The 22,018-nt window shown below is 71.9% G+C and carries 20 protein-coding genes; 9 read left to right on the forward strand and 11 right to left on the reverse strand.

Annotated features, from left to right (window positions below; all coding sequences use genetic code 11):
• Nucleotides 1–80 precede the first annotated feature (80 nt).
• Nucleotides 81–809 carry a TetR/AcrR family transcriptional regulator gene (locus tag PT931_RS05870; protein WP_456244651.1) on the forward strand — a complete coding sequence of 243 codons (729 nt, stop codon included), beginning with the start codon at nt 81–83 and terminating at the stop codon, nt 807–809.
• A 122-nt stretch (nt 810–931) separates the two neighbouring features.
• Here the strand turns inward: PT931_RS05870 and PT931_RS05875 are convergent, their stop codons facing one another.
• Together PT931_RS05875 and PT931_RS05880 are read right to left on the reverse strand one after the other, a co-directional pair.
• A complete protein-coding gene (locus PT931_RS05875; protein ID WP_456244652.1) occupies nt 932–1,195 on the reverse strand; it encodes a hypothetical protein in 264 nt (87 codons plus the stop codon).
• Nucleotides 1,196–1,267: 72 nt separating this feature from the next.
• A complete protein-coding gene (locus PT931_RS05880) occupies nt 1,268–1,570 on the reverse strand; it encodes a hypothetical protein (RefSeq protein WP_456244653.1) in 303 nt (100 codons plus the stop codon).
• A 247-nt stretch (nt 1,571–1,817) separates the two neighbouring features.
• On the opposite strand from PT931_RS05880, the gene PT931_RS05885 reads away from it, so the two are divergent.
• On the forward strand, nt 1,818–2,642 hold the full coding sequence (locus PT931_RS05885) for a helix-turn-helix domain-containing protein (protein ID WP_456244654.1): 825 nt from the start codon (nt 1,818–1,820) through the stop codon (nt 2,640–2,642).
• A gap of 42 nt (nt 2,643–2,684) precedes the next feature.
• Nucleotides 2,685–2,876: a DUF397 domain-containing protein gene (locus PT931_RS05890; RefSeq protein ID WP_456244655.1), complete on the forward strand. Its 192-nt coding sequence runs from the start codon at nt 2,685–2,687 to the stop codon at nt 2,874–2,876.
• 32 nt (nt 2,877–2,908) lie between these two features.
• Here the strand turns inward: PT931_RS05890 and PT931_RS05895 are convergent, their stop codons facing one another.
• From PT931_RS05895 to eccE, 5 genes are all read right to left on the reverse strand, one after another.
• The gene (locus PT931_RS05895) at nt 2,909–5,770 is read right to left on the reverse strand and encodes a caspase, EACC1-associated type (protein ID WP_456244656.1); all 2,862 of its coding nucleotides are present in this window, start codon (nt 5,768–5,770) and stop codon (nt 2,909–2,911) included.
• Nucleotides 5,771–5,773: 3 nt separating this feature from the next.
• Nucleotides 5,774–6,211 (reverse strand): effector-associated constant component EACC1, encoded by a 438-nt coding sequence (locus PT931_RS05900; protein WP_456244657.1) that lies wholly within the window; start codon nt 6,209–6,211, stop codon nt 5,774–5,776.
• Between the two features lie 211 nt (nt 6,212–6,422).
• Complete coding sequence (locus PT931_RS05905; protein WP_456244658.1) at nt 6,423–7,157, reverse strand: Type 1 glutamine amidotransferase-like domain-containing protein; 735 nt, start codon at nt 7,155–7,157, stop codon at nt 6,423–6,425.
• A 79-nt stretch (nt 7,158–7,236) separates the two neighbouring features.
• Nucleotides 7,237–7,914, reverse strand: coding sequence for a hypothetical protein (locus tag PT931_RS05910; protein ID WP_363724965.1), 678 nt, complete (start codon nt 7,912–7,914; stop codon nt 7,237–7,239).
• Entirely contained in the window at nt 7,911–9,113 is a 1,203-nt protein-coding gene (eccE, locus tag PT931_RS05915; RefSeq protein ID WP_456244659.1) for a type VII secretion protein EccE, read from the reverse strand. Before eccE ends, PT931_RS05910 begins: the two co-directional genes overlap by 4 nt.
• 284 nt (nt 9,114–9,397) lie before the next feature.
• Here eccE and eccB point away from each other — a divergent pair, with 284 nt between their 5' ends.
• The 3 genes from eccB to PT931_RS05930 all read left to right on the forward strand — a co-directional run bounded on the left by eccB (nt 9,398) and on the right by PT931_RS05930 (nt 11,490).
• Complete coding sequence (gene eccB, locus PT931_RS05920; protein ID WP_456244660.1) at nt 9,398–10,798, forward strand: type VII secretion protein EccB; 1,401 nt, start codon at nt 9,398–9,400, stop codon at nt 10,796–10,798.
• Nucleotides 10,799–10,865: 67 nt separating this feature from the next.
• On the forward strand, nt 10,866–11,183 hold the full coding sequence (locus PT931_RS05925; protein ID WP_363724971.1) for a WXG100 family type VII secretion target: 318 nt from the start codon (nt 10,866–10,868) through the stop codon (nt 11,181–11,183).
• Between the two features lie 13 nt (nt 11,184–11,196).
• Nucleotides 11,197–11,490, forward strand: coding sequence for a WXG100 family type VII secretion target (locus PT931_RS05930; protein WP_363724973.1), 294 nt, complete (start codon nt 11,197–11,199; stop codon nt 11,488–11,490).
• A gap of 105 nt (nt 11,491–11,595) precedes the next feature.
• Here PT931_RS05930 and mycP read toward each other — a convergent pair whose 3' ends face one another.
• A complete protein-coding gene (mycP, locus tag PT931_RS05935) occupies nt 11,596–12,642 on the reverse strand; it encodes a type VII secretion-associated serine protease mycosin (RefSeq protein WP_456244661.1) in 1,047 nt (348 codons plus the stop codon).
• A gap of 159 nt (nt 12,643–12,801) precedes the next feature.
• On the opposite strand from mycP, the gene PT931_RS05940 reads away from it, so the two are divergent.
• From PT931_RS05940 to PT931_RS05950, 3 genes are all read left to right on the forward strand, one after another.
• Nucleotides 12,802–13,662, forward strand: a complete 861-nt coding sequence (locus tag PT931_RS05940) for an SseB family protein (protein ID WP_456244662.1) — start codon at nt 12,802–12,804, stop codon at nt 13,660–13,662.
• Entirely contained in the window at nt 13,659–13,982 is a 324-nt protein-coding gene (locus PT931_RS05945) for a hypothetical protein (RefSeq protein WP_456244663.1), read from the forward strand. The genes PT931_RS05940 and PT931_RS05945 overlap by 4 nt, the downstream gene beginning before the upstream one ends.
• Nucleotides 13,983–14,174: 192 nt before the next feature.
• On the forward strand, nt 14,175–17,342 hold the full coding sequence (locus PT931_RS05950; protein WP_456244664.1) for a BTAD domain-containing putative transcriptional regulator: 3,168 nt from the start codon (nt 14,175–14,177) through the stop codon (nt 17,340–17,342).
• Here the strand turns inward: PT931_RS05950 and PT931_RS05955 are convergent.
• The 3 genes from PT931_RS05955 to PT931_RS05965 all read right to left on the reverse strand — a co-directional run bounded on the left by PT931_RS05955 (nt 17,317) and on the right by PT931_RS05965 (nt 21,889).
• On the reverse strand, nt 17,317–18,243 hold the full coding sequence (locus tag PT931_RS05955; protein WP_456244665.1) for an alpha/beta fold hydrolase: 927 nt from the start codon (nt 18,241–18,243) through the stop codon (nt 17,317–17,319). The genes PT931_RS05950 and PT931_RS05955 overlap by 26 nt on opposite strands.
• Before the next feature lie 22 nt (nt 18,244–18,265).
• Nucleotides 18,266–19,516 carry a Na+/H+ antiporter NhaA gene (gene nhaA / locus PT931_RS05960; RefSeq protein WP_456244666.1) on the reverse strand — a complete coding sequence of 417 codons (1,251 nt, stop codon included), beginning with the start codon at nt 19,514–19,516 and terminating at the stop codon, nt 18,266–18,268.
• A gap of 75 nt (nt 19,517–19,591) precedes the next feature.
• Nucleotides 19,592–21,889 (reverse strand): immune inhibitor A domain-containing protein, encoded by a 2,298-nt coding sequence (locus tag PT931_RS05965; protein ID WP_456244667.1) that lies wholly within the window; start codon nt 21,887–21,889, stop codon nt 19,592–19,594.
• Nucleotides 21,890–22,018 lie beyond the last annotated feature (129 nt).

Here is a 22,018-nt window from a genome sequence, read left to right on the forward strand (position 1 = left end):
GCACAGTGTGCGGCGGACGGTATGCTGGGGCCCCGAGACGGGTACCGGCTGGCCGGCACCGTTGCAGTGAGGAGTGCGAGATGCCCGTGGACAACCAGCGCACGTCGGTCTGGTCCCGGCCCGAGAAGCGGCGGCGCGAACACCCCGCGCTGAGCCGCGAGCAGATCGTCGCCGAGGCCATCCGGCTGCTGGACGAACAGGGGCTCGACGCGCTGAGCATGCGCAACCTGGGCACCCGGCTGGGCGCCGGCGCGACCTCGCTCTACACCCACGTGGCCAACAAGGACGAGCTGCTGGAACTGGTCGTCGACGAGGTCTACGGCGAGATCACCGTGGCGCGGCCCGAGGACCCGGCGGACTGGACCGGCCCCGCCCGCCAACTGGCCGTCGACCTGCGGGCGGCCATCCTCCGGCATCCCTGGATCGTCGCCGTGCTCGGCCACGCCGGTCTGCAACACCTCGGACCGAACCTGATGCGCCTGGTGGAGGACATCCTCACCCGGTTCGAGCGGGCGGGATTCACCCTGCGGGCCGGCAACCAGGCCATCAGCATGCTGTCCGCCTACGTCGTCGGGATCACCACGACCGAGGCCGCCTGGCTGACCATGCTCGCCCGGGGCGGCCACGACGAGGTGGAGCTGGTCCAGCAGTTCCTCCTGGCCGGCCGCGAGGCGGTGCAGCCCTATCCGCGCCTCCGCGAGCTGCACGAGTCCTACGACGAGCTCGACCCGGCCGACACCCGGGAGGACAGCTTCACCGTGGGCCTCGACTGCCTCCTCGACGGCATGGCCAACCGCCTCAAACCCTGAAACCCACAATCAGACGGTTACGAGTAGGCCACCGACCCGCCGCGCATCAGCTCGACCCCGGGACGAAGTCCCCTGCCCCACAGTCCGGGGTCGGCCCGATGCCGAGCACCTGTCACCAGCCGCTAGGCGATCTCGCCGAACATTCGAGCCCCGCGCACGACCCGGTCGTAGGTGTGCTGGCACGCTTCCTCTTCGGAGTCGAAGTACTCGTCGGGACGGAACACGCCTCGCTCGTGGATGCCCTGCACCCACCGGCCGTCCTCGCCGCGCTTGAGGCACAGCGAAGCATCGCTGGCCCCCACATGCAGGGCCCCGCCGACGATCCAGTACCCCGATTCCGGAAGCCCGGCTTCTCCGAGGGCGACCGCCAGTTCACCTAGGTCCATGATCCATTGATAGCACGACCGTGTTCATCGGGAGCCCCTTCGAGGACCATCCAGGTACCCCGGCGCGGCGGTTCAGGCGTGGTGGCGCGGTGGCGTCTGCCCGGGGACGGGTGTCCAGGGGCGGGTCTTCCAGGTGACATCCGTGAGCCAGACGAGTTCCGTCGCGCCACTGTGGCAGTGGATCGCGGTGACCGCCTCCAGGGAGTCGTAGACCCCGACCGACAGGTGCCCGGTGCTCTCGCCGAGCCAGCTGATCGTGACGGCCTCGGTGACCGGGTACCACGTCCCGAACGCCACCACCCCCGTCCCCGACACGCCGGACACGTCGATGTGCCGGTCGAGGGCGAACACCCGGGGCAGATCCTCGGCGGTCATGCGGTACTCCCATCGTCCGTGTTTCTGGAAGGGGCGGGCGGCGGCCATGATCGGGGAAATCCGCCGCCCGCCCCGCTCAACCCGGCCCGACGGACTCGGGGATCCGCGCCGCACCGGGGAGTTCGGCCCGACCAGCATCTCCCGACCCGAAGACCCAGACAATCCAGAAATTTCAGCGGGTACCTTGCAGATTTGCAGCCCTGCGTGCCTATCGGTGCACTAAGCGTCCTCAGCGGACAATGCACCTATGGTCAGCGATGGGCGCCGCACCCCACATCCCCGCCGAGCCCGGCTCGCCCGACACCTGAGGCTCCTCCGCGAGGACGCGGAACTGACGATCAAGTCGGTGGGGCGCCGCATGGGCTGGTCGGGCTCGAAGGTGAGCCGCATCGAAACCGGCCTGTCGGGCATCACGCCCGGTGACGCGGCCCGCCTGCTCGATATCTACAACGTCACCGGCCCGCGCCGTGACTGGATGCTTGGGCTGGCATCGAGCGGAAATCCCCGGCATGTCCCAGGTGCATTTCGCGAGCTGGAGGCTGAGTCGGCTGCGGTGCTCGGCTATGAGTCGATCCTGGTGCCAGGAATTCTTCAAGTCCCGGAATACACCCGAGCCATCATCCAGTCACATCGGCCTGAAATCTCGGTCGAGGAGACCGAGAGGCTGATCGAGTTGCGGGTGGCGCGGCAGGCACTCCTGACCAGGGCGGATGGTCCGCAGTTTCACCTCGTCGTCGATGAGATAGCACTGCGCCGCCCAGTAGGCGGTGAGCCCGTGATCCGGGCACAAATTCGCAGACTGATGGAACTGGGAGAGCTGGACAGCGTCATGCTCCAGGTGCTTCCGCTGGAATGTGTAGCGCACCCGGCACCGAACGGAGCGTTCACGGTATTGCAGTTTCGGGATGACCTTGATCCGGGCATCGTCGCGCTGTCACATCACCTGGGCACGATCTACTTTGACGCTCCGACGGATGTCGAGGGCTACGTCGACCTCTTTCGCCGCCTCAGTCGACACGCCCTTGATCCGGGCGATTCGGCTAAGCTCGTGACACGGCTAGCCTCGGGCTAGTGGCTCGTCGTCTGCGGGCCAATGTGGACGAGGAGGCGCGGGATGGACCTGACGAATGCGCGCTACGTTAAGGCTCGCCGGAGCGATGGAAGCTCCGACAACTGTGTCGAGTGCACCTTCGACCACGTCTCCGCCGGCGTCGTCGGCATCCGCGACAGCAAGGACCCGAGCGGCCCCGTGCTCATCTTCCCCGTCGCCGAGTGGCGCGCATTCCTCGCTGCCCAGCACGGGTAGGACCGCGCCCCGGCGTACCCGGATGAAGGTTGTCAGGGTTTGATCGCGGCCAGCGCGCGGGCCGCCTCCGCCACTGTTGACAGATAGGCGGCGACCGCAGAGCGGAAATAGCCGTCGCCGGTCAGCACGTAGTTGAGGTTGTCCGGGGCGCGCTTGTGGTTCATCGCCAGTCTCGGTAGTCCGTCGGCCCGGTGCAGGGACAGCACGGCGACCATCGAGTGCGGGTCCGCCACGTGCTGGGAAGCCAGCCGCATGAGCCGGTCGACCTCAGCGACCGGAACACAGTCCAGCGGGCCACGGCTACGGGAGCCGGCCGTCAGCCGGGGCAGCTCGAAAGCCAGGGCGCTGATCAGTTCCTCGGAGGCGGCTTTCAGAATCGGCTCCACGCCGGGTGCCCGGATGCGGTCCGAAAGCCAGGTGATGGCCTCCGACGTGGCCTGGTACGCGCTCGCGGGCGGGGGGTGGCTCGCCGGTCCTGAGGTGTTCTCCGCCGTCGGAGCCAACGTGAACCGCCGTGCCGCAGCACCGTCGGCGTCCGAATTCCCGGGTAGGTTCCGAACAAAGTCCCCGGGGGACAGCGCTCCACGGAACCTGATGGACCACAGCTTGACCTCGCCGACGTCGCCGCCGCTGACCAGGTAGTGCCCGCTGGGGTGGAAGGCCACGGTGTACACCGGTCCGGGGTGACCCTTGTAAGACCTGCGGAGTTGCTGACCCGTGTGGAGGTCCCACAGGCGCACGGTCCGGTCCGCGCCGGCGCTCGCCATCACGTCGCCGCCGGGATGGAATGCGATCGAGTGCACGGTACCGGTGTGGCCGGTGAGCGGCCGGCCCACGAGGCGGCCGGTGTGCACATCCCACAGGCGCACCGACTCGTCACTGCCGGCGGTCGCCAGGAGTCGCCCGCCCGGATGGAACGCGACCGTGCGCACGGCGCCGTCGTGGCCTGTGAGCGGCGCCCCGACCGTCCGTTTCATGGACGGGTCCCACAGCTGGACCTGATGGTCCTGGCCGCCGGTAGCCATCAGATGGCCCTGGGGGTGGAACGCCACGGCGGCGACGGGCCCACCGTGCCCGGTGAGGGCACTGCCGACCTGCTCGCCCGTCCGTGGGTCCCACAGCCTCACGGTGCCGTCCAGGCTCGCGGAGGCCAGTAGATCGCCTTCGGGATGAAACGCCACCGCGGACACTGCGGCGTCGTGCCCGCCCAGTTCGGTGAGGCAACCACTGGTTTCGGGTCTCCACAGTCGGACCTTGTGGTCGAAACCACCCGTGGCGAACAGGTGGCCGCTCGGACTGACCGCCACCGCGTAGACCGCGGCCGGGTGGCCGAGACTTCTCTCCAGCGAACCCGTGTAGGAGCTCCACATCAGGACGACGTTGTCCTCGCCAGCGGTGGCGAACACGTGGCCCTGCGGGTGGAACGTGGCGGAGTAGACGGCCTTGGTGTGGCTGGTCAACGACCTATCGGTGAGCATGGTGATGCGGTCCGCTTGATGGGCCTCGGCGGCCTCCACCTCCGCGGGGGCCGCCCCTCGGCGTTCCTCGACAGCCGCAGCGGCGGCCAGTGCCGTGTCGCGGACGGCCTCGGCGCCCTTCGCGTCGGCGAGGGCCGCGTCCCGGCGCCGCTCGGCGTCGGCGAGTTCGCGGCGCAGCTGCTCGACCTCGGCCCGCACCGTGCCGCGGAGGGCTTCGACGTCCCGGCGGGAGGCCTCCAGGAACGCCCTCGCGTCGGTGGCCGCGCCGGCCAGGATGTCATCCACCTGCGATTTCGCCCTGTCCAGGATGTCCTGGGCTTCGGCCTGGGCGTGGCGCACGAGCTCGGCGGCCCGGCCCCGGCCGGCGGCCTCGGCCCGCTCGGCCGCCCGGGTGTCGTCGGCGAACGGGTCCTGCCCGGTAACCGTCGGGCCCGCTGGCGGCCGGTGGGTCGGTGCGGCAGGGGAGCCGTCCAGCGCCCGGAGCCGTGGCAGGCTGCTGGCCGCCGCGTCCGAGACCATCCGGCTGTCGTCGTCCGCCAGCCGGAGCAACTCGGTCAGCACCCGGGCGCGGACCAGCTCGTTGCCGCCACTGTTCAGCTGGTCGAGCAGCCGCAGCCCGTCCAACCGCGCTGACGGGAGCGGGCTCGTGATCAGGTTGGCCACGTGCCGGGGGAGCTGCCAGTGCACATTGCGGGCCAGTACCGTGCGGCCCTCCGTGTCGTCCTTCTTCTTCGGGCGCTGGTGCGGCGTCTCGGCGACCACTCGGTCGTACACGTAGTCGTACAGCTCGCCGAGGGTGATGTCCCCGTCGCCGTCCAGGTCCGCGCCGCCGTCCCGGATGCCCGCCACCATGTGCCCGGTGAACACCGAGGGTGCCGCCTCGCCGTGCACCTTGTCGCCCTCGAAGGAGTACTGCATCGCGTCCGACGCGGTCAGCACCGTCAGGCCCCGGCCCCGGAACCGGTCCATCGTGTGCACCCCGGCGTCGGACTTCGCCAGGTCGAGCCGGTACGCCCCGCTGTAACAGCAGTCGAGGATCAGCACCTTCTGCCGGGACGCGCACCGCGACAGGACCCGGCCGATCCGTTCCGTGGACAGGCCGGTGAAGTCCAGGTTGTCGCGCCGGGTGTCGGCCATCGCCAGGTACAGCTGGCCGTCGTCGTCCTTGAGGCCGTGTCCCGTGTAGTACAACAGGGTCAGGTCGTCGCCGAGCCGGTCGCGGTACAGGTCCGAGATCGCCCTACCCACCGTGCCGTGCGACTCGTTGATCAGGGTCGTGACCTCGAAGCCGGCGATCTCCGGGTCGCTGAGCACCGCCGCGAACGCCTCCGCGTCGTGCGGCGGGGAGACGAGTTTCCGCAGCCCCGCGTCCTCGTACTCGTAGGTGGCGATCAGCAGCGCCAGGCGTCGCCCCATCCGCTAGCCGGAGGAGTGCCGGCGCACGAACGCGTCGACCAGCGTCCTCTGCTGATCCGTGGTCGCGCGGTCCAGCTCGATCGTGTCGCCGTCGATCGTCACCACGATCCGGTGCCGCCGGGACTGCCTGCCCAGCCAGTCCTGCACGATCCCCAGGCACGCCGGGAGCAGGCCGCCGGCGCCGCTCAACGCCACCACCACCGCGCCCAGGGTCACCGGGTCGGCACCCTTGGCGCCCTCGGGCAGCTCGCCGAGGGGCTCGGGCACGAACTCCACGTCGAGGGTGCGCAGGTCGGCGCGCAGGCCCCGGGTCAGGCGGTCGGTCGCCTCGTCGTCGCGGTCGGGGTCCGGCGCGAAACGCAGGTGCAGGGTCCTGCTCGCGGCCCCTGCCCTAGCCGCGGCGTCGGCGCTGCTCAAAACCTGGTTGTCACCGTTGCTCATCAACTGTCCGCCCGTCGTCTCCGGCCCACACAGCCGGATGGGTTCCATCGTTCCCGCGCCCCGTCGGAGAAGACAAGCGCCGCCAACTGTCCATCAGCCGACTCTTCGCCGATCAGCCGGCCGGCCTGGCCTCGGGGCGACCGGCACCCACCCGACCGAGTCCGCAGGCCGGGGCCCGTCGACCGGCGCCCGGTCCTGCGGCCCGACCAGGTCAGCCGATGGCCCTGGCGTTCAGGGACGTCTCCGTCGCGGTACCCGTCGCCGGGTCCACCTCGACCCGGTACGCGTCCGCCTCCGGCAGCGCCGACACCGCCTCGACCAGCTCCGTGCCCACATAGTGCAGCCCGGCCCCGTCATCGGTCGCGTACCCGGCCGAGAGCCCGCCCGAACCCACCAGCTCCAGGTACCGCTCCTGACGCGGCTGCTCATCGAGATCGTGGTGCACCCCGTTGCTGTACGGCAGGAACGCGAGCCCGTCGGTCACCGGATCGAGCTGGTCGGAGAACGAGTCCGTCGTACCCCCCTCGTGCCAGCAGATGCTCCCGGCGCTCCCGCCGCCGAGCACCACGCCGGCCTCCCAGCACTCGCGGAGGATCTCGCCCAGGCCGTGCGCCCGCCACACGGCCAACAGGTTGACCACGCTGCCGCCGCCCACCCAGATCAGGTCGCGGGACAGCAGGAACGACCGGACGTCGGCGTGGTTGGGCTGCGGGAACAGCTGTAGGTGGCTGGCCTCGGCGTGCTCGGCACCGGCCAGTGCCGCGTACAGGCTGTCGATCGCGGCCTGGCTGTCGCCGACCGCGGTCGGGACGAAGCAGACCTTCGCGCGGGGGACGCCCGTCAGCGAGATCGCGTGCTCCAGCAGGGCGCTGCGTTTCCGGGGCGGGGCGTCCGGCGCGGGCTTGAGAATCGGGGAGACGGCGAAGATCTGGGGCGGCCGAGGCATATCCGATCTTCTCACCCTTCGGGGACACTCCGCTGCCCCGGGCCCGACGGGTATCCGGGGCGCCAGCTCCCCGTACCCCTCAGAATCTGTTCGGTGGGCCGATGACCTGCTGCTCGATCGGGGTCGTGCCGAGCAGCGCCCAGCGCACAGCCCCCTGGCTCACCACGGTCACCATGTCCGCCCGGATCCGGTGCAGCCAGTCCTGCACATCGGACAGGCCGAGTGCCGAGGACGCGAGCGCCGCCTCGATCTCGGTCAGCGGCTGGAGGATCACGAGGTGCGCCCGGACCAGGGTGTCGATGTCCCACGCGGTCAGCTCCTCGCGGATCGCGAGGGTGGTGCGCCAGTTGGCCGCCGAGGACTCCGACAGCTCGCCGACGCCGGCCCCGACGTCGAGGATGAGCAGCTGCGGACGGGTCGGGCTCGCGGGCGGCATGGCGCTGCCGGGGGTCGCGTAGACCACGGCGTCGCCCGGTGCGCCGACGCCGTGCGTGAACGGTTGCCACGCGGCCGGGCGGGCGCTCTGGATGATGAGCTGCGCGCCGAGGGCCAGGGCCCGGAAGGCGACGAGCTGGGCGCAGCGCAGGCCGCCGACCAGCACGCCCCGGGTCGGTTCGGGGCGGAAGATCCGGGCGATGACGGGCTGGCGCTGCCGGTTGGTGCCGAGCATCAGGCCCGCGCCGCCCGCGTGCAGCTCCAGGGCGTCGAGGGAGGTGGCGCTGGCCAGTTGCGGGCCGAGCGTGCTGAACAGGGTCACTGCAGGAAGCCTCCGAGCGGGAGGGTGGCGGCGAGGCCGGCGGCCTGTTCGCCGCCGAGCCGGTCGACGGTGGCGCCGATGGCGCGCAGGTTCGCGGCGAGGGCCGTCGAGCCGGCGTCGAGGAGCGCGGTGCTGGGGGCGGCCAGGCGCACGCCCAGCTCGACCGCGATCAGTTCCGCGTCGGAGCCGGCGGGCAGGTCGGCCGGGCGGACGTCGACCCGGCGGGCCGCGAGCGAGACCGTGGTGGCGAGCCCGGGGGAGGCGAGGGCGACGCTGAGCAGGCGGCTGCCGCCGTCGGTGCGCGGGTCGGCCCAGCGGCGCAGCTTGATCGTCGTCTGGGCGGTCTCGCCGCTCCACCAGGCGTTCCAGGTCTCCTGGCCGATCGGGCCGGGGCTGGCGGCGCCCACGCTGGCGACCCCGACGGAGCCGACCGTGGCCGAGCCGCGCACCGGCGCGTTGGTCGCGGGCAGGTGGGCCAGGACGCCCACGGCGGTGAGCGCCTCGTCGCGGTCGAGCGCGCGGGCCAGCACGTCGTCCTGCCGGAGCCTGCGGACCAGCCGGCGCGCGGCGCTGCCCAGGGCCTGGCGCAGGTCGGCGTCGGAGTGGGTCGCGCCCTCACGGCCGAGCCGGATGGCCAGCCAGGCGCGCCGGACGGCCGGGATCCGGCCCTCGGTCAGTTGTCGGTACGAGCTCGCCACGGGGCTGTTGCCCACCGTCAGCGCGGGCGCGGGCGCGGCCTGGATCAGCAGTTGCAGGGTGAGCGGCGGCGCGTTCGGGTCGGTCGGCGGGAGCAGCGCGGCCGGCGAGGGCAGCTTCACGGGGCTCTCGGCGACCAGGCCGGCGTCGATCGGGCCCAGCTCCAGCAGCGCGGTCACCCCGGCGGCGTGCTCGATGATGCCGACGCCCTGCCCGTCGATCTCGACACTCGTGACCAGCGTGGCCGGCGACAGGTGTTCGAGGAGGGCGGCGCGGGGGTCCACGTACGGCGCGGGCTGGGCGACCCGGTCCCGCAGCACGTAGCGCAGCCAGGTGCCCAGCCACCGGTACAACCAGCGGCGTTGGACCCGGACCACGGTGAGCAGCAGGGTCAGCGCGGCGGCCGTGCCGGCGACGGCGATCAGGACGATGTTGCGGGAGGCCACGGCGGCGAGCACGGCGGCGGCGGCGAGCTGCCAGGCCAGCAGGTGCACGGCGGGCACCCCGAAGATCATTCCAGGGGTACGCGGCGGGCGGGGCGCGACGGCCGCCGCACCGGGCGGGCCGGACGGCCGGGGGCCGCCGTAGACGGTGGGCGCGCCCGAGATGGGACCGCGGCCAGGGGCGCCGTAGACCCCGCCGGTGCTCGTCGGATAGCCCCCGGTGCTGGTCGGATAACCCGGCGGCGCCGACACGGACACGGATGCGCGGGCATGTGTCACTACGGCCTCCCCTCGTGTTTGCCTCATGCTATTCGAGGCGTGCCAACTGCCGATAGCCTGACGGGATGTCTGAGAGGCGCGACCAGTTGCAGTCGTACCAGTTTGTCCTGCAGCGTGTCGTGTCCGCCCTGGTCATGCGGGAGACTGATCCCGTTAGGTCCCCGTTTCGGCGGGCCGCCGGGGCGATGCTGGCGAGCCTGATGGTAGCCGTTATCGCACTTGCCGGGATTGGCCTCTTCGGACTGGTTTCGCCCGGTGGCAAGACCAGTTGGAAGACCGAGGGCGCGATCGTGATCGAGAAGGAGACCGGCGCGCGGTACGTCTACCTCGCCGGCCTGCTGCACCCCGTCGCCAACTACGCGTCCGCGCTGCTGCTGGCGAAGACGGCCGGCGCGAAGCCGGTGTCCGTGGCCGCCGCGTCGATCAGCGGCGTCCCGCGCGGCAAGCCCCTCGGCATCCCCGGCGCGCCCGACACCCTGCCCGCCGGCAAGAACCTCCTGACCAGGGCCTGGACCCTGTGTTCCCGCCCGGTGAAGGACCAGACCGGAAACCCCACCCCGCAGTCCATCCTGTACGTCGGCGCGGAGCTCCCCGCCGGCCGCCCGCTCGCCGACGGCGCCCTGTTCGTCCGCGGCTACCTGATCTGGCACGGCCACCGCTACGCCGTCCGCGACCCCCGGATCGTCCTGCCGGCCCTGGGCTTCAACGACGCCCCGGTCGAGGCGGCCCCCGCCTGGCTGAACGCGCTGCCGGCCGGCCAGGACCTCGCCCGGATCGCGGTGCCCGGCCGGGGCGGCGCGTCGAAGGCGGGCAACCTCAAGGTCGGGCAGGTCGCGGTGGTGGAGACCCAGGGCGGCGGGAAGCAGTACCACGTGGCGGTCGCCGACGGGCTCGCCGCGATCACCCAGGTGCAGGCCGACATCCTGCTCGGCGACCCGGAGACGCCGTTCGCGTCCGGGGGCGCCGTGCGGATCGCGCCCGCCGACTACGCCCTCACGCCCCGGGTCGCGCCGCTCACCCCGGAGGCGGGGCCGGCCGCGCCGCCCGTGGAGACCCCGAAGCCGGTCCGGCCGGGGCTGGTCGACGGGGCGCTGTGCGCGGCGTACCGGGACGCGTCCGGGGTGCCGGAGCTGAGCGTGGACGTGACCGCGACCAGGGGCGACGACGCGCCGGGTACGGGCGGCAAGTCCAAGGACGGCACCGTCCTCGCGGACCGGGTGGTCGTCGAGCCCGGCCGGGGCGCGCTCGTGTCGGCCCTGTCCGCGCCGGGCGCCCCGAACGGCGGGTTGTCCCTGGTCACGGACCTGGGCGTCCGGTACGCGATCCCGAGCGCGGAGGTACAGGGGATGCTCGGGTTCGGCCCGGCGACCCCGGTACGGCTGCCGGCGGGGCTGGTGGCGCTGCTGCCGGCCGGGCGGGCGTTGGATCCGGCCGCCGCGCTGACGCCCGTCGTCGGCACCGACTGACCTGTCCGGATTCCTTGACAGGGGTCGCTAAGTTCTTCGATGTATCAGTCCCGGCGAGGGGAGTGTCATGGCGAAGACTGAGGCCGAGCTCCAGATCATGGAGAAGACGGCCCGTGAGTTCGAGACCGTCAACGGGGAGCTGCAGCAGATGCTGACCCGGTTGATGGACGAGCTCCAACCGCTCCGACAGAAGTGGCAGGGTGCGGGCGGCCACTCGTTCGAGCAGGTCAAGCGCGCGTTCCAGGACGACCAGATCGCCATCAACACGGCGCTGCGGGAGACCGCCGCCGCGATCCGCACCTCCGGCCAGAGCTACGCGACGACGGACGAGACGTCGGCGGCCGACCTCACCCGCTCGTACACGAGCAAGCAACTTCCGCTGTAGTAGAGGAGTGGCAGTGACGGACAACCAACTGGTCGTCGACTTCGCGGCGTTGCAGGCCGGCAGCGCGGACATCGCCGCCGCCGTCTCGAAGCTCACCGCGAGCCTGGATCTGCTCAACCAGCACGCCGCCCCGCTCGTCGCGACGTGGGACGGCGACGCGAAGGTGGCCTACGCGGCCCGGCAGCAGAAGTGGACCACGGCGGCCGACGACATCAAGACCATGCTGAACGCGATCAAGACGGCGGTGGACACCTCGGTGGGCGAGTACCTGCGCACCGAGAAGGCCAACACCGGCCTGTTCTCGTAACGGCCGGCCCGGCCGGGCGGTGGGGCGGCCGGGCTCCGGTGAGCCGGGCGGCGTGGGCGCCGGGCCGCCGGGTGCGGAGGGCCCAACCGGGCCGCACCAAAACGGTCAGCGCCGGCCGGGGCGCCAGGCGCGTCGGCGGGCGCGGGGGAGCACGGCGGCGGCGGCGGCCAGCACGCCCGCCGCGAGGACACCGCCGGCGGCCAGCGCGACCCCCAGGCGCTGCCGGCGGTCCCGCTCGGGGTGGTCGGGCGGGTAGGACACCGGGGGCACGGCCGCGTCGGCGCGAGGGGTGCCGACGGCGGTCAGGTCCGTCACCGCGCGGTAGGGGGACACGACCCCGTAGCCGTACGCGTCGCTGCGCCGCCCGCCCGGGGCCGGGTCCGCGGTGGCGATCAGCCGCTGGGCGACCTGCGCGGCACTCAACCCGGGGTGGTACTGGCGCACCAGCGCCGCCGCCCCCGCCACGAACGGCGTCGCGAAGCTCGTCCCGTTCACCGTGGCCTGCCCGCTCTGCCGCGCCGCCACGGTCACGGCGACCCCGGGCGCGACCAGGTCGACGTACGGGCCGATCTGGGACTCCGGGTAGCGCTGGCCCGCGCTGTCCACGGCCCCGACGCCGAGTACCCCGTCGTACGCGGCCGGGTACGGCACCCGCTTGTCGCCGTTCTGCCGGTTGCCCACGGCGGCCACGAGCAGCACGTCCTTGCCGGTCGCGTAGTCCACGGCGGCGCGCAGCTCGGGACTGTCGTCCGTGGTCAGCGAGAGGTTGATCACCTTGGCGCCGTTGTCGGCCGCGTACCGGATGGCGTTGATGAGCCCCGCCGCGCTCGACTTGCCCTGGGTCTCCCCGTTGACCAGCTCCTGCTCGCTGACCCGCAGCGGCAGCACCCGCGCGCCGGGCGCGAGCCCGCGGAAGCCGGTCCGGGGGTCGCGCTGGGCGGCGATGACGCTGGCCACCCCGGTGCCGTGCCCGACACAGTCGTCGGCGGCGTTGGCCCCGCCGTAGAGGTAGTCGCGGCCCGGGTCGACCCGGCCGGCGAGTTGCGGGGCGGTCGCGTCCACACCGGAGTCGATGACGGCGACGGTGACCCCGGCGCCGGTGGCCAGCGGCCAGACCCGTTCGGGGGCGAGGAGTCGTTGCGCCCAGGGCACGTCCGCAATGCTTTGCCCGGGTTGCGCGCATTGCTGCCCGGGAACGGCAAACGCGGGCGCTGGCAGCAGTAGTAACCAGGAAAGGACGAGTTCGGCCAATACCAGACGGGCCGAAAATCGCATGTGATGAGAGTAGCGGCGGGACGGTAAGTTGGTGGGGTGGTGACGCCGGCGAACGACCTCGAGGCCGCGCTGCTCGACGCCGCCGGAGGGGCCAGCACGGATGGCTTTCTGTCGGCGTTGCTGCTGGCCCGGGTGCTTCTGCCTGCCCCGAGTGGGCTCCGGTTCGACGTGCGTCCCACCGACCCCGACTTCCCCTGGGCGCCCGAGCTGGTCGACGGCGTCCCGCACCAGGCGGTCTACACGTCCGAGGCGCGGCTCGGCGACCGGCCGGCCGCGCGGGTCAAGTTCGCCCGGCTGATCGGCGCGTGGCCGAGTGCCGGCTGGTCGCTGGCGCTCAACCCCGGCACCCCCTACAGCGCGACCCTCCCGGGCGAGCAGGTCGTGCAGCTCGCCGGCTGGGCCGCCGAGGTCGGGCTGACCGGCGAGGGCGAGACCGGGGTGATGCCGGTGCCCACGCCGCCCGCGCCGGGCCCCACGATGCTGTGCAAGCCGCTGACCCCCCGCGAGGTCGCGTTCTACCTGGAGCGGGGCTACGACCGGGTCGCCGGCTTCGTCTACCGCGCGCCGGACATCGCCCACCTGGGCACCCTGGCGGGCCTGGAGGCCGCGCTGGGCAGGTCGTTCTCGGAGTTCCTGCTCACCTGGGCGGCGCACCGCGAGGACCTCTACCGGATCCCCTACGGCGGCCGCGACGAACCCGCGATGGCCGCCATCGAGGGCTGGGTCATCGAGCGGGCCCCGTTCCGGGGCAGCGGGTTCGCGCCGGGCGAGACGGGCGACGTGATCCCCGAGTTCAAGGTGGACAGTGTCCGGCTGCCGCACGGGGCGACGATCACCCGGATGGACGGCGAGCTGGTGGCGACCTTCGACGCCGACGTGGACGGGTGGCGCAGATGAGCCGCGACGGATACTTCGCCCGTTATCAGGGCGTTGAGTACAAGGCGAGCCCCGACGGCCCTTCCGTCCGGTTGTACACACCGGAGCTGCTGGTCGTCCCCGCCGCCGACGTCGAGCTGTACTACATCAGGACGATGTGCCGGTGGAAGGGCGAACCGTTCATCGTGGTCGGTGAGCACGGCCAGTGGCTGCGGCTGGAGTACACGGGCGGCCGGGCGCCGGTGGCCGAGAAGCTCGGCCTCGAGGAGTTCGACTTCGGCGTCTACCAGGGCTGGGCGTCCCGGGCCGAGGTCATCGGCCTGCAGGAGCAGCGCATCTAGGGCCGCCGGCAGCGCGTCCAGCCTGTGGGAGGCGGCGCATCCGACCGGGTCCGGACAAGGATTTAGGGCGGAGCGCCCGACCCCCGTCTGACCCGGCGTTCCGCCCTACTGGATACAGCTTGCTGTACACCGCTTGCCGGAAGCTTGCCGTTCGCTTGCCGCCACGATCCGCCCGCCCGTTAGGGTCATGTAATGGAGTTTCGTGTTCTGGGGTCCGTCCAGGCTCTCGTGGCCGGACAACCCGTTGAGCTGGGACAACGCCTGGAGCGTTGCCTGCTCGGACTCCTGCTGCTCGAGCTGGGCAATCCCGTGTCCACCGATCGGCTGATCGACCTCCTCTGGGACGGCGACGAGCCCAGCCGCCCGCGCAGCGCCCTGCAGGTGCACGTCTCCCGGCTGCGCAAGCGGCTCGCGGAGGCCGACGCGGAACGGTACGGCTTCCGGCTCGTCACCCGGGGCTCGGCGTACGTGCTGGAGGGCGACCCCGAACTCGTCGACGTGCACCGCTTCCGGGGCGAGTACCAGCGGGCCAAGGAGTCGGCGGACCCGGCGACCCGGGCGAAGCTCCTCGGCGCCGCCCTGGCGCTGTGGCGGGGCCCGGCGCTCGGCGAGGAGGCCCCCGAGCGCACCCGGTCCCGGGTCGGCGCGGGGCTGGACGAGCTGCTGCTGGCGGCCACGGACCTGCGGATCGAGGCGGAGCTCGCCCAGGGCCGGCACGCCGAGGTCCTCACCGAGCTGGCGGAGCTGACCGGCCGGTACCCGCTGCGGGAGCGCCTCGCGGAACTCCAGGTCCTCGCGCTCTACCGCGCCGGCCGCCGCAGCGACGCCCTGGAGGTCTGCCAGCGGATCCGGGCGGCGCTCAGCGACGAGCTGGGCCTCGACCCCGGCCCGGAGCTCCAGCGGCTCCAGACCGCGGTGCTGCGCGGCGACCCGTCGCTGGACCTGCCGGCGCCCCGGGCGCACCAGCAGGACGCCGCGCCGGCGGAGCTGCCGCCCGACATCCTCGACTTCACCGGCCGCAGCGCCCAGCTCGGGCACCTCGACAGCCTGCTCGGCCAGAGCGGGGCCGTGGTGATCAGCACGATCGCCGGTACGGGCGGCGTCGGCAAGACCGCCCTCGCGGTGTACTGGGCCCGCCGCGCCCGGGACCGCTTCCCCGACGGCCAGCTCTACATCAACCTGCACGGCTACTCGCCGACGTCGCCGGTCCGGCCGCTCGACGCGCTGGCCCGGTTCCTGCGCGTCCTCGGCGTGCCCGGGGAGCGGATCCCGGTGGACCTCGACGAGGCGACCGGCATGTACCGGACCCTGCTCGCCGACCGCCGGGTCCTCGTCGTCCTCGACAACGCCAACCACCCCGACCAGGTCCGCCCGCTGCTGCCGTCCAGCCCCGGCAGCCTCGCGCTGATCACGAGCCGGGACCGGCTGTCCGGCCTGATCGCCCGGGACGGCGCGCGCCGCCTCGACCTGGACATCCTCACCCCCAACGAGGCGTTCGCGCTGCTCACCCGGGTGGTCGGCCACACCCGGACGACCGCCGAGCCGGAGGCGACCGCCGAGCTGGCCCGGCTGTGCGGCCACCTGCCGCTGGCGCTGCGGATCGTCGCCGCGCACCTGACCGACCACCCCGACCTGGACATCGCCGGGTACGTGTCCGAGATGGACTCGGGGGACCGGCTGTCCGCGTTGCAGGTCGGCGGGGACGAGCAGGCGTCCGTGCGGGCGGCGATCGGCCACTCCTACGCCACGCTGCCCGCCGGGGCGGCCCGGCTGTTCCGGCTGCTCAGCCTCGTGCCGGGCGCGGACTTCACCGAGGAGGCGGCGATGGCCCTGCTCGGTGCGCCCGCGCGCGTCCCGCTGGACAAGCTGGTGTCGGCGCACCTGGTGGAGGTGGGCGAGTCCGGGCGGTACGCGATGCACGACCTGCTCCGGCTCTACGCCCACGAGCAGGTCCACCAGGAGCCGGCGGGGGAGGCCGCCGCCCGGCTCTACGACTGGTACCTGCGCAGCCTGGACGCGGCCATGTCGGTGTTCGTCCCCGGTACGGCCCGGCTGGCGGTGCCCGAGGGCCGGCCCGGCGTCGTACCCGTCGAATGTGGTTCCATGGCCGACGCCCTCGCGTGGATGGACGCCGAGCGGGCCAACCTCCTCGCCGCGATCAGCGCCACCGCGCAGGACGGTCCACGGGAGATCGCCTGGCTGCTGATGGACAACATGCGCAGCTACCTCTACCGGCGCCGGTACCCGGTGGAGTGGTTGTCGGCGGCCAGCGCCGCGCTGTCGGCCGCCGAGGCCACGGGCGACCCCACCGGCCGGGCCGCCGCCCTGCTCAACCTCGGCATGGCCCGGGTCAGCGTGAACGACTTCGGGCGCGCCCTGGACATGCTCCAGCAGGCCGCCGTCCTGGCCCGCGAACACTGGCCCGCCGGGGTGACGACGGTGCTGAACAACCTCGGCATCCTGTACCGGCAGACGGGCCGCCCCGACCTGGCCGTCGACGCCTACACCGAGGCGATGCAGCGCTCGGGCCCCGCCGGCCCGCCGGTGACCAGCCTGGCGAACCTGGGCACCGTGTCGATGCAGCTCGGACGGCTGCGCGACGCGTGGACGCACTTCTCGGCGGCCGTCGCCCGGTTCGCCGACAAGCCGCACATGGCCGGTTCGGTGCTGAACAACATGGGGATGATCGAGCACCTGGTCGGCGAGTTCGACGCGGCGGCGGACAACCTCACCCGGGCCCTGGAGCTGCACCGGGAGTCCGGCAACCAGCTCGGGGAGGCGAGCACCCTGTTGGCCCTCGCCGGGCTGCACCGCGACCTGGGCCGGCTCGCGCAGGCCCACGAGCTGGTCCTGGAGTCGGCCGTCATCGTGCGCGCCAACGGCGACCGGATCACCGAGATCGACGGCCAGAACGTCCTCGGCACCCTGCATCGCGCGAGCGGTGCCAGGGTGGAGGCGAGGCGGGACCACGAACGGGCGCTGGGCCTGGCGGAGGAGTCCGGCTACCAGTTCGGCGAGGCGGAGGCGCGGATCGGGCTGGCGTACGTCGCCGAGCGTCCCGACGAGGCCGTCCGGTACGCGGAGCGGGCGCTGGCCGTCACCCGCGAGATCGGGTACCGGATCCACGAGGGCCTGGCCCTGACCGCGCTCGCCGACGCGCTCGGCAGGTCCGGCGCCCGCGCGGAGGCGGAACGACAGGCCCGCGCGGGTCTCGACGTGATGCGCGAGACCGGGTGCCGGCCGGGCGAGGCGCACGCCCTCGCGGTGCTCTCCCAGGTCACGGGCGATCCGGAGCCCCGCGCGGCGGCGGCCCGGATCCGGGAGGAGATCGGCGCTACTCCTGCTTCGCCCAGCGGATGATCTCCCCGGTGATCAGCTCGGGGACCTCCATCTGCGGGTAGTGTCCGACGCCCTCGAGCTGCCGCCACTCGTACGGCGCGATGACGTAGCGGCCCGAGCCCTGGGCGGTGCGGGGCAGCACGCACGCGTCGTACTCCCCGTGGAGTTGGAGGGTCGGGGTCACGATCGGCTGCTTGAGCAGGCTCACGAACCGGTAGCCGGAGAGGCGTAGGACGCTGCGCATCGCCCACCGGTACGCCTCCAGGGCGCAGAACGCGGCCTGCGGGATCTGCATCGCGGCCCGGCACACCGCCGCGTACTCCTCGAAGTCGGCGGTGCGCACCCAGTCCAGGCCGGCCCACCGGTGCAGGTAGGACCCGACGAGCGCGGCGTTGTCCCGGGTGATCACGTGCTCGTACCGGGGCCGCTGGAACCGGATCAGGTCCGTACTCGCGGCGAGCTGGCCCCGGGGGTCGGCCACCAGCGCGCTGCGCATCCGCAACGGGTGCGCGGCGCCCAGGATCACGAGCCGGCGGATCAGCTTCGGGTGGAACGTGGCGGCCGTCCAGGCGAGCATCCCGCCCATGTCGTGGCCCACCAGGGTCGCCGAGCGCTCGCCCAGTGCCCGGATCAGGCCGGCGACGTCCCCGGCGAGGGTGTAGCCGTCGTAGCCGCGCGGGGGCTTGTCGGACGCGCCGTAGCCCCGGACGTCGACGGCCACGGCCCGGTACCCCGCCTCGGCGAGGCCGACGAGCTGGTGCCGCCACGTGTACCAGAACTCGGGGAAGCCGTGCAGTAGGAGCACCAGCGGCCCCTCCCCGGCCTCCACGACGTGGAACCGGATGCCGTTGGCGCTGACGAACCGGTGGGTCCACGGCCCGTCCAACAGGACGGAGGACTCGTCGGTGGCCACTGGGTTCATGTCGTCAAGAATAGGCTCACGTTCACGCGGCGGACACGAAGCGCTTGGTCCGCAGCCTCAGGAGCAGCGCGGCGACGGTCGCGGACACCAGGGAACCGAGCAGTACGGCCGCTTTCATCCGTTCCGCCTGCGGGTCGCCGACGAAGGCCAGCTCGGCGATGAGCAGGCTCACAGTGAAGCCGCAGCCGGCGAGCACCGCCACGGCCGACAGGTCCCACCAGCTCAGTTCGGAGGGGAGTTTCGCCAGCCGGAGGCGCACGGCGAGGGCCGCGCCGCCGAGTACCCCGATCGTCTTGCCGAGCACGAGGCCCGCCACCACCGCCCAGGCGACCCGGTCCCCGACGAACGCCCGGATCGCCGACCCGTCGAGGGCCACGCCCGCGGCGAAGAACGCGAAGACGGGTACGCAGAACCCGGCACTGAACGGCTGGAGTTTGTGCTCCAGGCTCTCGGCCGGCGTGTGCGCCTCCCCCTTGTCGGGCTTGACCCGGGTGAGCAGGCCGACGGCCACGCCCGCGATGGTCGCGTGCACACCGCTGGCGTGGATGAAGGCCCAGGCGGCCACGCCGAGCGCCACGTACAGGTAGACGCCCTTGAACCGGAGCTGCTGGAGCGTGCCGTAGACGGCGAGGACGGCGACCCCGGCGAGCAGCCAGACCCAGGACAGCGACGCGGTGTAGACCACGGCGATGATCAGGATCGCGCCCAGGTCGTCGACGACGGCCAGGGACAGCAGGAACACCCGCAGGCTCGCGGGCAGCCGCGACGCGGTGACGGCCAGCACGGCCAGCGCGAACGCGATGTCCGTGGCGACCGGGATCGCCCACGCGTCGGTCGCGCCGTCCGCGCCCCAGCCGACGGCCAGCGCGACCGCCGCGGGGGTGAGCATGCCGCCGAGCGCGGCGAACACCGGGAACAGGGCCCGGCGGGGTTCGCGCAGCTCGCCGACGACCAGTTCGCGTTTGAGCTCCAGGCCGGCGACGACGAAGAACAGGGTCAGCAGCCCGTCCTTGGCCCAGGACTCCAGGGGCAGTTTGAGGTGGAACAGGTCCAGCCCGAACTGGGCCTCGCGGAGCCGCTCGTAGAAGTCCGCGAGCGGCGAGTTGGCCATGACGAGCGCGAGGACGGTGGCACCGAGGAGCAGCATGCCGCCGATGGTTTCGACCCTCAGGTACCGCACGACGGTGCCGGCGGCGCTCCGGGCCCGTTTGTGCAGCCTGCGCCGGGCGCGTTTGACTTTCGGGTTTCGGGTCTCACGCGCCGGTCGGGACATCCCATGATCTTATCGGCCACGAAAAAGCGGGTGTTCCGGAATTAACCGGAACACCCGCTTTCACGAACTACGTACTTACTTGCGGGTCACCTTGATGATCGAGGGGATCAGGGAACCGTTGCCGTCGAGCAGGATCTCGATCCGGACCCCGGTACCGGAGACCTTCACCGAGTTCCAGCCGTTCTGCGGGTTGGTCGCGTCGCCGGCGATCCAGTACTTGTCGACGTTGGAGTCGTCGAAGACCGCGATGCCCGGACGGGCCGGCATCGTGACGGCCGAGCCGTTCCGGTGGAACGTGACGGCCGGGATGCCGCGACGGCTGAACGAGCCGTCGTAGGCGCCCTTGCTGTTGGCCAGCGGGGCCTGTCCGGGCGGGGTGATCAGACCCGGACGGGCGTCCACGGGGAGCGCCTGGCCGAAGCCGGGGTGCACCGTGGTGTTGTTGTCGCCGTAGGCACCGTTGACGTACCAGACCACGATGCCCGGGTTGAAGGCGTAGCGCTCGACCCAGTCCGGCTTCGTGTTGCGGAAGCCGAAGTTGTACGGGCCGGTCTTCAGCACGTTGTCGTAGCCGACGTACTGGCGGTTCTCCACCAGGTAGAAGTGCTCGCGGTCGTAGCGCAGGGTGCCGTCGAAGCGGGTGAAGTCCTTCGCGACCCAGCCGGCGTCGGTGGTCTCGGCGGTGTCGGAGAAGATGACCGCGCCGTCCTTGACGACCGAGATGTTGTCGAGGAAGACACCCGTGTTGTGGGTACCCGCGTCGGTGAAGTGGTTGAACTGGAACTTGATCTTCTTGCCGACGTAGGGCTTCAGGTCGTAGTTCACGTCGATCCAGCCACCGGACGCCCCGTCACGCGGCGCGCCGACCTCGATCCAGTTCGCGCCACCGTCGGTGGAGACCCGACCCTTGAAGTAGTCGTAGCCCGCCTCGGTGTCGTACCAGGCCTTCGTGGTGACCGAGGCCGTGGTGGCGCCGGTCAGGTCGATGTCCCGGGTCAGGGTGGCGTCGAGGTTGTCCTTGTCGCCGGCCCACCACTCGCCCTGGCCCGCGAACGGCTTGGTGTACTCCTTGACCAGGTGCTGGGTCGGCAGCTTGACCATCGTCGCCTGCTTGTAGCCCAGGATGCTGCCACCGGCCGCCGCGCCGAGCACGCTGACCGCGCTCTTGTCGTTGACCTCGACGGTGTCGTAGTCCAGCCAGCCGAGGAACAGCTTCTCGTTCGGCCCCATGTAGCCCGGGGTCGAGCCGATGTCCTGCTTGCCGTGGTTGAGCCACGAACCCGCCGACATCAGCGTCCAGAAGCTGGTGCCGTTGTCGCCACCGAGGGTGTCGTAGTAGTCCGGCAGGCCGATGTCGTGGCCGTACTCGTGGCAGAACACGCCGAGCCCGCCGTTCTCCGGCTCGGTGGTGTAGCGGCCGGCCCAGATCCCGGTGTTACCGAACTGGACGCCACCCTTCTTGTTGCCCACGGGGCCGAGCCCGTTCTGGCTCAGCGCGGACCAGGAGTGCGACCAGATCGCGTCGCCGCCCTGAGCACCGCCGCCGGCCTCCTCGCCCTCACCCGCGTGGATGATCTGGACGTGGTCCAGGTAGCCGTCGGGCTCGTTGAAGACGCCGTCGCCGTCGAAGTCGTCCCGGTCCCACACGTCGAACTTCGCGAGGTAGGCCTTGATCTGCGCGTCGGTGCGGCCGGCGGCCTGCTGCTGCGAGTACCACGCGGTGACCGAGTCCTGCACGAACGCGCCGTAGCGGTTGTACTCGTTCAGCTGGTCCGCGGGGTTGTTCTTGCCGTACCGCGCCGCGTTCGCCGGGAGCTGCACCCACGGGGTGACCTCACCGGTGACGGTGTAGCGGCCGGAGGACTGCCGCAGGTAGAAGTCGGACATCGACTCGCTGCCGGACTTCGAGAACAACAGGTTCTGGAAGTAGGCCTGGCTGGCGTCCTTCGTCCACAGCGTCGAGTTGTCGACGGTGCGGTCGGGCTCGGGAATCTGGTTGTGCAGCGGGCCGGGGCCGCCGCCGTCGGGCTCCTGGGCGCCGAACTCGGCGAGCAGCGTGAAGACCTGGGCGGTCTCGGGCGTGCCCCACTGCACCCACTTACCGTTGGGCAGCTGGACACCGGAGGAGCCCTTGTCGCGCTTGACCAGCTTCGACGGGTCCTTGACCAGAGCGTTGAGCGCCTCGATCTTGTTGGCACGCTCCCGGGCCATGTCCGGCGTGGTGAGCTCGTCGGGCCGGTTGACCCGCTCCTCGGACGACGGCGGTTGAACGGCCGGGCGGGTCGGGCTCGCCTGGACCGCGGCACTGGCCATACCGGCGAAAAGCATGCCGGACGCGACCCCGGCCACGAGAACTCTTGTGCGTCGTCGCACGGTTCCTCCCCTTCAGTCTGGGACCCCGCCGGCCGGATGCATGAGGGATCTCACATCGGACGGCTCGGGTAGTCCAGACACTGGCAGAAGACGCCTGAAGGGCGGATTAAGGAAGCGCGACCATTGCAT

The organism is Longispora urticae (assembly GCF_053902585.1).